At 72.8% G+C, this 10,483-nt stretch carries 7 protein-coding genes and 1 pseudogene; 6 read left to right on the top strand and 2 right to left on the bottom strand.

What is annotated here, in order from left to right; all coding sequences use genetic code 11:
* Positions 1-93 precede the first annotated feature (93 nt).
* The 6 genes from speB to ACFVZW_RS01155 all read left to right on the top strand — a co-directional run bounded on the left by speB (position 94) and on the right by ACFVZW_RS01155 (position 9,283).
* Complete coding sequence (gene speB / locus ACFVZW_RS01130; protein WP_329120317.1) at positions 94-1,068, top strand: agmatinase; 975 nt, start codon at positions 94-96, stop codon at positions 1,066-1,068.
* Positions 1,069-1,246: 178 nt separating this feature from the next.
* On the top strand, positions 1,247-2,929 hold the full coding sequence (locus tag ACFVZW_RS01135; RefSeq protein ID WP_384514876.1) for a thiamine pyrophosphate-binding protein: 1,683 nt from the start codon (positions 1,247-1,249) through the stop codon (positions 2,927-2,929).
* 143 nt (positions 2,930-3,072) lie between these two features.
* The gene (locus tag ACFVZW_RS01140; protein WP_384514879.1) at positions 3,073-6,819 is read left to right on the top strand and encodes an ABC transporter ATP-binding protein; all 3,747 of its coding nucleotides are present in this window, start codon (positions 3,073-3,075) and stop codon (positions 6,817-6,819) included.
* A 75-nt stretch (positions 6,820-6,894) separates the two neighbouring features.
* The gene (locus ACFVZW_RS01145) at positions 6,895-7,263 is read left to right on the top strand and encodes a hypothetical protein (protein WP_384514881.1); all 369 of its coding nucleotides are present in this window, start codon (positions 6,895-6,897) and stop codon (positions 7,261-7,263) included.
* Between the two features lie 64 nt (positions 7,264-7,327).
* Positions 7,328-7,735 (top strand): hypothetical protein, encoded by a 408-nt coding sequence (locus ACFVZW_RS01150; protein WP_384514884.1) that lies wholly within the window; start codon positions 7,328-7,330, stop codon positions 7,733-7,735.
* Between the two features lie 99 nt (positions 7,736-7,834).
* Entirely contained in the window at positions 7,835-9,283 is a 1,449-nt protein-coding gene (locus ACFVZW_RS01155; RefSeq protein ID WP_384514887.1) for an aminopeptidase, read from the top strand.
* A gap of 124 nt (positions 9,284-9,407) precedes the next feature.
* Here the strand turns inward: ACFVZW_RS01155 and ACFVZW_RS01160 are convergent, their stop codons facing one another.
* Together ACFVZW_RS01160 and ACFVZW_RS01165 are read right to left on the bottom strand one after the other, a co-directional pair.
* Positions 9,408-10,073 (bottom strand): hypothetical protein, encoded by a 666-nt coding sequence (locus ACFVZW_RS01160; protein ID WP_384514890.1) that lies wholly within the window; start codon positions 10,071-10,073, stop codon positions 9,408-9,410.
* Between the two features lie 79 nt (positions 10,074-10,152).
* Positions 10,153-10,374: pseudogene (locus tag ACFVZW_RS01165) on the bottom strand (glycoside hydrolase family 3 C-terminal domain-containing protein); the annotation flags it as partial.
* Positions 10,375-10,483 lie beyond the last annotated feature (109 nt).

Below are 10,483 nucleotides of genomic sequence, written 5' to 3' on the forward strand. Positions count from 1 at the left end.
CGGGCGGCCCGCCCCCCCGGCCCCCGGGGGGGGGCCCCGAGACCCGAGGCCCCCGACCGGACCCCCACCGATACACCCCAGGAGGACCCGACCATGAGCAGCGACCAGAACGCCTTCCGCGGCCCGACCGACTCGTCCCGCATCCCGCGGTACGCCGGTCCCGCGACGTTCGCCCGGCTGCCGCGACTCGACGAGGTCGGCACCACCGACATCGCCGTGGTCGGCGTCCCCTTCGACAGCGGCGTCTCCTACCGCCCCGGCGCCCGCTTCGGCGGCAACGCGATCCGCGAGGCCTCCCGCCTCCTGCGCCCGTACAACCCGGCGCAGGACGCCTCGCCGTTCGCGCTGGCCCAGGTCGCCGACGCCGGTGACATCGCCGCCAACCCGTTCAACATCAACGAGGCCGTCGAGACGATCGAGGCCGCGGCCGACGACCTGCTCGGCACCGGTGCCCGGATGATGACCCTCGGCGGCGACCACACCATCGCCCTGCCGCTGCTGCGCTCCGTCGCCAAGAAGCACGGCCCGGTCGCCCTGCTCCACTTCGACGCGCACCTCGACACCTGGGACACCTACTTCGGCGCCGAGTACACCCACGGCACCCCGTTCCGCCGCGCCGTCGAGGAGGGCATCCTCGACACCGAGGCGCTCTCCCACGTCGGCACACGCGGCCCGCTGTACGGCAAGCAGGACCTCACCGACGACGAGAAGATGGGCTTCGGCATCGTCACCTCGGCGGACATCTACCGCCGCGGCGCCGACGAGGTCGCCGACCAGCTCCGTCAGCGCATCGGCAACCGCCCGCTGTACATCTCCATCGACATCGACTGCCTCGACCCGGCCCACGCGCCCGGCACCGGCACCCCGGAGGCGGGCGGCATGACCTCCCGCGAGCTCCTGGAGATCCTGCGCGGTCTGTCCTCCTGCAACCTGGTGTCGGCCGACGTCGTCGAGGTCGCCCCGGCCTACGACCACGCCGAGATCACCGCGGTCGCCGCCTCGCACACGGCGTACGAACTGACGACGATCATGTCCCGCCAGATCGCGGAGAGCCGCGCGGCTCAGTAGGCGCTCGCCAGGCGCCGGCGCGCGGGCAGCGCGCCACGCCCGGCTGTCGCGCGGGCCGTGCTCATACCTTCCGCAGGGCCGGGGGTCCCCCCCCGGGCGACGTGTGGGGGAGGGTGGGCACGACCCGACCGCCGGGCCGCACCCGACCGACCACGCCACGCCCCCGAGGGACTCGTCCATGACGCACGACCACGACCTGGTACTCCGCCCCACCGCCGCACAGACGGAGGCCGCGCTGAACCCGCCCGCCGGGCGGAACGGCGGAGACCTCGTCGTCGAGACCCTCAGCGGTCTCGGCGCCACCACCGTCTTCGGCCTGCCCGGCCAGCACGCCCTCGGCATGTTCGACGCGCTGCGCCGCTCCTCCCTCACGTACGTCGGACTGCGCGTCGAGAACAACGCGGGCTTCGCCGCCGACGCGTACGGCCGGATGACCGGCGAGGCGGCCCCGCTGCTGCTCTCCACCGGCCCCGGCGCGCTGATGTCGCTCGCCGCGCTCCAGGAGGCGGCGGCCGCCTCCGCGCCGGTCCTCGCGATCGGCAGCCAGATCCCGGTGGCCGGACTCGGTGGCGGCCGGCACGGCTACCTCCACGAGCTGCGTGACCAGCAGGCGTCCTTCCGGGACATCGTGAAGTCGGTGCACACCGTCCGTACGCAGTCCCAGATCCCGTCCGCGATCGCGGCGGCCTGGGAGTCGGCGCTGACCGCGCCGCACGGGCCCGTCTGGGTCGAGATCCCGCAGGACGTCCTCCTCGCGGAGACCGCCCTGCCGGTCGTGACGGCGATGGACGCGACGCCCGAGGAGGTCGTCCCCCGTCCCGAGCTGACGGCGGTGGCGGCCCACCTCCTCGCGAACGCCGAGCGGCCCGCGATCATCGCGGGCGGCGGAGTCGTCCGCTCCGACGCGTCCGGCAAGCTGCGCGCGCTCGCCGAGCGGATCGACGCGCCCGTGGTCACCACCTTCGGCGGCAAGGGCGCCTTCCCCTGGGAGCACCCGCTCTCGCTGCAGTCCTGGCTGGAGGACCGGCACACCACCGACTTCCTGGAGGACGCGGACGTCCTGCTGGTCGTCGGATCCGGCCTCGGCGAGCTGTCCTCGAACTACCACACCTTCGCCCCGCGCGGCCGGGTGATCCAGATCGAGGCGGACGCGGGCAAGCTGGAGTCGAACCACCCGGCGCTCGGCATCCACGCGGACGCCCGCCTGGCGCTCTCCGCGCTCCTGGAGACGGTGGAGGCACGCGAGGACGCCGGCGCCCCGGAGCGCGTCAAGGCGGTCCTCACCAAGGTCCGGGACCGGTTCGCGGCCCAGGACCTCGGCCTGGAGCAGCGGATCGTGGCCTCGGTCCGCGAGGCGCTGCCGGACGACTCGCCCAGCTTCTGGGACATGACGATCCTCGCCTACTGGGCCTGGTCGGCCTTCGACGCCCGACACCCGAACACGATGCACTCCGCCCAGGGCGCCGGCGGCCTCGGCTACGGCTTCCCCGCCGCCCTCGGCGCCGCGGCGGCCGACCCGACCCGGCCGGTCCTCGCGGTCTCGGGCGACGGCGGCGCGATGTACTCGATCGCGGAGCTGGCGACGGCGAAGCAGTACGGCTTCGACGTCACCTGGCTGATCGTCGACGACGGCGGTTACGGCATCCTGCGCGAGTACATGACGGACGCGTTCGGCGAGGCCACGGGCACGGAGCTGGCCCGTCCGGACTTCGTCGCCCTCGCGGAATCCTTCGGCGTCCCGGCGGCCCGCACGACCCCCGAATCCCTGACGGCCGACCTCGCGAAGGCCCTGGCGACCCCGGGCCCCTCGGTCGTGGTCCTGCCGGCCCTCCTGCGCATGTTCGAGCCGACGCACCTCTGAGCCCCGCGCGCACCCGAGCACGACGGCCCCTGGTCCTAGGACCAGGGGCCGGTCTTGTCCCGGCTTTTGTTGCGGCGGGATGAAATCCCACCTCACCCGTGTTGGTGCCTTCCGGTAGAGCAGGACGAACGGGAGGCGACCACGTGGCCGCGGCGGGGCAGGAACAGGCGGATCGGCAGGCGCCGAAGGCGCAGGGCTGGGCGCGCAGGCTGGCCGGGTACGCGTGGCGGTACAAGGCCAACGTGGTGCTCGCGCTCGGGTCCTCCCTGGCCGGCATGGCGGTCCTCGCCCTCGTACCGCTCATCACCAAGGTCATCATCGACGACGTCATCGGGGCGAAGACGAAGTCCCTCGCCGTCTGGACCGGCCTCCTCCTCGCGTCCGCCGTCGTCGTCTACGTCCTCACCTACGTCCGCCGCTACTACGGCGGCCGGCTCGCCCTCGACGTCCAGCACGACCTCCGTACCGAGATGTACGGCACCATCACCCGGCTCGACGGCCGACGGCAGGACGAGCTGTCCACCGGGCAGGTCGTCGGGCGGGCCACGAGCGACCTCCAGCTCATCCAGGGCCTGCTCTTCATGCTCCCGATGACGATCGGGAACATCCTGCTCTTCGGGATCTCCCTCGGAGTGATGGCCGCCCTCTCCCTCCCGCTCACCCTCGTCGCCCTCGCCGTCGCCCCCGCCCTCTGGTTCATCGCCAAGCGCAGCCGCACCCGCCTCCACCCCGCCACCTGGTACGCCCAGGCACAGGCCGCCGCCGTCGCCGGGGTCGTCGACGGGTCCGTGACCGGTGTCCGCGTCGTCAAGGGCTTCGGCCAGGAGGACCAGGAGACCGGCAAGATCCGCGATGCCAGCCGCAAGCTCTTCGCGGGCCGGCTGCGCACGATCCGGCTCAATTCGAGGTACACCCCCGCCCTCCAGGCCGTCCCCGCCCTCGGCCAGGTCGCCGTCCTCGCGCTCGGCGGCTGGCTCGCCACCCGCGGCCAGATCACGCTCGGCACCTTCGTCGCCTTCTCCGCCTACCTCGCCTCGCTCGTCGGCCCGGTCCGGATGCTCGCCATGGTCCTCACCGTCGGCCAGCAGGCCCGCGCGGGCGTCGACCGGGTCCTGGAGCTCATCGACACCGAGCCGGTCATCAAGGACGGCACCAAGGAGCTGCCGGCGGACGCCGGGGCCACGGTCGAGTTCGACGACGTGGGCTTCGCCTACGAGGACGGCCGCCCCGTCCTCGACGGCTTCTCCCTGGAGATCCGTGCAGGCGAGACCGTCGCCGTCGTCGGCGCCTCCGGCTCCGGCAAGTCCACCGTCTCGCTCCTGCTGCCCCGCTTCTACGACGTCACCCATGGTGCCGTCCTCGTCGGCGGCCACGACGTCCGCGAGCTCACCCTCGACTCGCTGCGCGCCGCCATCGGACTCGTCCCCGAGGACAGCTTCCTGTTCTCCGACACCGTCCGCGCCAACATCGCGTACGGGCACCCGGACGCCACCCAGGAGCAGATCGAGACCGCCGCCCGCGCCGCCCAGGCCGACCGTTTCATCGCCGAGCTGCCCGCCGGCTACGACACCACCGTGGGCGAGCACGGCCTCACCCTCTCCGGCGGCCAGCGCCAGCGCATCGCGCTCGCCCGCGCCATCCTCACCGACCCCCGGCTCCTCCTCCTCGACGACGCCACCTCCGCCGTCGACGCGCGCGTGGAGCACGAGATCCACGAGGCCCTCGCCTCCGTGATGGCCGGCCGCACCACGCTCCTCATCGCCCACCGCCGCTCCACCCTCGGCCTCGCCGACCGGATCGCCGTCCTCGACGACGGCCGGCTCTCCGACATCGGCACCCACGAGGAGCTGGAGGAGCGCTCCGCGCTCTACCGGCAGCTCCTCACCGACCCCGACGAGCTCGGCGGCGTCTCGCCCGGCCACACCGTGCCCGTCGAGGTGCCCGAGGACCGCAGCCTGCGCGCCGAACTGGACGCCGAGTTCGACGCCGAACGCGGCATCACCCCCACCCTCTGGGTACGGGAGGAGACCCCCGCCGAGGAGTCGGCGGCCCCCGGAGCCACCCCCGAACTGCTCGCGGCCGTCGAGGCGCTGCCGCCCGCCACCGACACGCCCGACGTCGACGAGGCGCGGGCCGTCACCCCCGAGGAGTCCTACGGACTGCGCCGCCTGCTGCGCGGCTTCCGCACCCCGCTCCTCATCAGCCTCGGCCTCGTCGCCGTCGACGCCGGCATGGGCCTGCTGCTGCCGGTCCTGATCCGGCACGGCATCGACGACGGCGTGAACAAGCTCGCCATGGGCGCCGTCTGGGCCGCCTCCGCGCTCGCCCTGCTGACCGTCGTCGTCCAGTGGTTCGCCCAGACCGCCGAGATCAAGATGACAGGCCGCACCGGCGAACGCGTCCTCTACGCCCTGCGCCTGAAGATCTTCGCCCAGCTCCAGCGGCTCGGCCTCGACTACTACGAGCGCGAGCTCACCGGCCGGATCATGACCCGGATGACGACGGACGTGGACGCGCTGTCCACCTTCCTCCAGACCGGGCTCGTCACCGCGTTCGTCTCCGTCACGACCTTCTTCGGGATCATGGGCGCGCTGCTCGTCCTCGACCTCCAGCTCGCCCTGGTCGTCTTCGCGACGCTCCCGGTCCTCGCCGTCGCCACGTACTTCTTCCGCCGCTCCAGCGTGAAGGCGTACGAGCTGGCGAGGGAACGCATCAGCGTCGTCAACGCCGACCTCCAGGAGTCGGTCTCCGGCCTCCGGATCGTGCAGGCCTTCCGCCGCGAGCAGTCCGGAGCCGACCGGTTCGCCGCCCGCAGCGACGACTACCGCGAGGCCCGCGTCCGCGGGCAGTGGCTCATCTCGATCTACTTCCCCTTCGTCACGCTGCTGTCGTCCGTGGCCGCCGCGGCCGTGATGATCGTCGGCGCGAACCGCATCGAGGCGGGCACGCTGACGACCGGCGCGCTCGTCGCCTACCTCCTCTACATCGACCTCTTCTTCGCGCCCGTGCAGCAGCTCTCCCAGGTCTTCGACGGATACCAGCAGGCCGCCGTCTCCCTGAAGCGGATGCAGGAGCTGCTCCAGGAGCCGACGTCGACGGCCGCGGCCGACGAGCCCCTGGACGTGCTGTCGCTGCGCGGCGAGATCGCCTTCGAGGACGTCTCCTTCGCCTATGGCGAGGAGGAGGAGGCCCTGACGGGGATCGATCTGCGGATCCCCGCCGGGCAGACCGTCGCCTTCGTCGGCGAGACCGGCGCCGGGAAGTCGACGCTGGTCAAGCTGGTCGCACGGTTCTACGACCCGACCGCCGGCCGGGTCACCGCCGACGGCACCGACCTCAGGGACCTGGACCTCACCTCGTACCGTCACCGGCTCGGCGTCGTCCCGCAGGAGGCGTACCTCTTCGCCGGGACGATCCGTGACGCGATCGCGTACGGCCGTCCCGACGCGACCGACGCCGAGGTCGAGGCGGCGGCCCGCGCGGTCGGCGCCCACGACATGATCGCGACCCTGGACGGCGGCTACCTCCACGAGGTCGCCGAGCGCGGACGCAACCTCTCCGCGGGGCAGCGGCAGCTGATCGCCCTGGCCCGCGCCGAGCTCGTCGACCCGGACGTCCTGCTCCTCGACGAGGCCACGGCCGCCCTCGACCTGGCCACCGAGGCCCAGGTGAACCAGGCCACCGACCGCCTGGCCGGCCGCCGTACGACGCTCGTCGTCGCCCACCGCCTCACCACCGCGGCCCGCGCGGACCGCGTGATCCTCATGGCACAGGGCCGCGTCGCGGAGGACGGCACCCACGACGAGCTGCTCGCACGGGGCGGCAGGTACGCGGAGCTGTGGCGGACGTTCATCGGCGAGGCGGAACCGGCCGGGGCGAAGGCGGTCTGAGCGGGGTCCGGCGACGGCGGTCTGAGTACGAGCGCGGATTCCACCGCGCGCCGGGGCCGGGGTTGAATCGGGGCCATGAGCAACGAGCACCCCGCCCGCGCCCGGGCCGCGTCCAGCCCCGGCGCCGACCGCCCGGACCCGGCGGCCTACCGGCTGCGCACCCGCGCCCTGTGGTGCGGACTCGCCCTGGCGCCCGCGACCGTCCTGGTCGTGTTCCTGAGCCTGACCACGCCCGAGGGCTCCGGCTGCGTCCTCAACGGTGACTGCGGCACCACCCCCGGCTGGATGTACCTCGCCACGCTCGCCGTCGCGGCCGGGTCCTGGATCCACGCGCTGTGCACCCCGGACGGCCCCGCCCCCGCGTCCTCCCGCAAGGCGGCGTTCTGGACGATGATCGGCGCGGAGTGCGTGTTCCTGCTGCTCGTCCTCACCTACTTCGTGTAGAGGCAACCGCTCAGGGCCCCCGTGCGTCGTACGCATGTACGGCAGAGAGCGGGGAGGGGATCCAGTGTTCGGTGAGACCAGCGGGACGGCGCGCGGCACACGACTGCTCGGACATCTGTTGGCGGTGCTCCTCGCCGTCGGCGCCCTCACCATCGCCGGGCCGGCCACCGCCTCCGCCAGCGCAGGATCGCTGTGCAGCGGCCGGCCCGCCAAGACCGTCGACTTCGCCACCGGGGAGCTGCGGCTCTACCGCAGCCGGCAGTACGTCTGCGCCCTCGCCGTCGCCAAGGCCCCCGGTCCGCGACGCGCCATGTCCGTCTCCCTCCAGCCCCGCGGCGGGCGGCCCGCCGTCGACAGCGGGCAGTTCACCCGGCAGGCCGGTCCCGTCACCGTGCACGCCCTCAACCGCTGCGTCCGGGCCACCGGTACCATCGCCGGCCGGAGCGGTTCGACCGGATGGGTCCTCTGCTGAAACCTCTGCCGTCACACAGGTAAGGGCCAACTGGGTCTGGCGGCACCCACGTTGCCCCCGCTAGGTTCGCGACACCGTTGTGAATCAAGGGGAGGGTGAATGCGCAAGTCGCTGATCTGGCTGACGTCGCTCACGGTGCTCATAGGCACCGTCGGGGCGAGTGGTGCGGCTACCGCCGCCGAGTCGGCCACCGGCAGCCCGACCGTCGCCGAGGGCGCCGTCGGCACGGACATCAAGGACCGCATCCTGGCGATCCCCGGAATGAGCCTCATCGAGGAGAAGCCGTACGCCGGTTACCGCTTCTTCGTCCTCGAATACACCCAGCCGATCGACCACCACCGTCCGTGGAAGGGGACGTTCAAGCAGCGGCTGTCCCTCCTCCACAAGGACACCGACCGCCCGACCGTCTTCCACACCAGCGGCTACGGGCTGAGCACCACCCCCAGCCGCCGCGAGCCCACCCGGATCATCGACGGCAACCAGGTCTCCATGGAGTACCGGTTCTTCACGCCGTCCCGGCCGCAGCCCGCCGACTGGTCCAAGCTGGACATCTGGCAGGCCGCGAGCGACCAGCACCGCATCTTCACCGCCCTGAAGAAGATCTACGGGCAGAAGTGGCTCTCCACCGGCGCCTCCAAGGGCGGCATGACGGCCACCTACTACGAGCGCTTCTACCCGCGCGACATGGACGGTGTCGTCGCCTACGTGGCGCCGAACGACGTCAACAACAAGGAGGACTCGGCCTACGACCGGTTCTTCGAGACCGTCGGGACCAAGGAGTGCCGTGACCGCCTCAACGCGCTGCAGCGCGAGGCGCTGATCCGCCGCGAGCCGCTCCAGAAGAAGTACAAGGAGTGGGCCGCGACCGAAGGCGCCACCTTCAACACCGTCGGCTCCCTCGACAAGGCGTACGAGGCCGTCGTCCTCGACTTCGTCTGGGGCTTCTGGCAGTACTACGGCGAGGACGTCTGCGGTTCGGTCCCGGACGCCAAGGCCGCGAGCGACGACGAGGTCTACGAGACCATCGACGCCTACTCCGGCTGGTCCTTCTACACCGACCAGGGCCTCGACCCGTACACGCCGTACTACTACCAGGCCGCGACCGAGCTCGGCTCGCCCAGCATCAAGCTGCCGCACCTCAAGGGCCTGACCCGCTACGGCTACCAGCCGGCGCGGAACTTCGTGCCGCGCGAGATCCCGACGAAGTTCAAGCCGTCGGCCATGCGGGACGTGGACGACTGGGTCCGCAAGAACGCGAACCAGATGCTGTTCGTCTACGGCGGCAACGACCCGTGGGGAGCCGAGCCGTTCCGCGTCGGCAAGGGCGCCCGTGACAGCTACGTCTACACCGCCCCCGGCGCCAACCACGGTGCCCAGGTCGCGGGCCTCGTCGAGGCCGAGCGCACCAAGGCCACGGCCCGCATCCTCGCCTGGGCCGGGGTCGACGCCCCGACGGCCGCCGCCGCGCAGCCGCTCGCCCGCTTCGACGCCCGCCTCGACAAGCCGGCGGAGGAGGAGCTGAGCCGGGAGCACGGCGTACGGCCGTGAGTCGTGCGGAGGGCCGTGAGCCGGCGGCTCGCGTCGCTCTCCGCCCGAGCCCCTAGGCTCTCCGGCCGCGAGCCCCGCGCTCGCGGTGTGAGCCTCATGTGAGTGTGGGCCGCGCCCGGTGGTGTCACAGCCGCCGGGCGCAGCCCACCGGCCTTTCCCCGCCCAGCGCCACGAACAGCGCCGTCGAACGCGGACAGCGGTCGCGGCTCGTGACCGCCGAGGCGACCCGGTAGACCGGCGGGCGCTCGCCGGAGCCGTCGCAGGCCGTCTCCTTCACCTGGCCCTCGCGGGAGGCGGAGAGGCAGTCCCCGACGATCGTGCGCGGACCTCCGCCCCGGCCCGGGTCGCCCGGATGCGGCGGCTCCAGATTGCGCATGCAGGCGTACCCCTGCGGCACCGCGCCGTCGCCGTCCTCGTCCGCCGCCGATCGGTTCTCCGAGACGTGCAGGACGAAGTCCGTGGTGGCCGGGCACATCGCGCCGGCGGACGTCCCCGGAGCCTGACCCTCGTACCGGGTCGTCACCCGCGCCGCCGCCTTCTCGCTCGTGCACGGCACCTCGCGGTACACCGCGCCACGGGTGGAACAGTCCCCGGGGCCCAGGAACACCGCCCCGTGGTCGACGGGCGAGGTCGTGTACGTGACGGGGCCCGGCAGCCCGGAGTCCGGCGACCGCTGACAGCCGGCCACCGCGAACAGCAGCACCATGAGCGACACCCCGAGCGACAGCCCGAACAGCACCCCGAGCGACAGCCCCCCGAACAGCCCCCGCCCGCTCCTGAGAGCGCGCATGAAAAGACCCCCCGATCTCCGCGTCCAGCGTGGCGCGCCGGAGCGGGCGCACGCCAGGGAGAACGGGGGGTCTGCGTCCTCAGTTACGTTTCGCGTAGGACAGGCCGTGGCCGACCGGGTACAGCACCTTCGACGGATCGTCCGCCCGCTGGACGGGGACGGGCAGACGCCCCTTCGGCCGGGCGTGGCCCGCGATCACCCGGACCGCGGCCCGCAGTTCGACATCCGTCCAGGAATACGCGGCGACGGTCGCCCGCTGCCCGGTGAGCCCGGCGATGTCGTACGGGTTGCGGATCGCGACGGGGGGCCCCCCGGCGCCCGGGGGGGCGCGCCCGGGGGCCCCGGGGGGGGGCGGGCCGGGGGGGTATAAAAAAAATACCCCGCCCCCCCGAGTGGGGGGGTTGTTATAG

Source organism: Streptomyces sp. NPDC059567, from assembly GCF_042735655.1.
Taxonomy (GTDB): domain Bacteria; phylum Actinomycetota; class Actinomycetes; order Streptomycetales; family Streptomycetaceae; genus Streptomyces.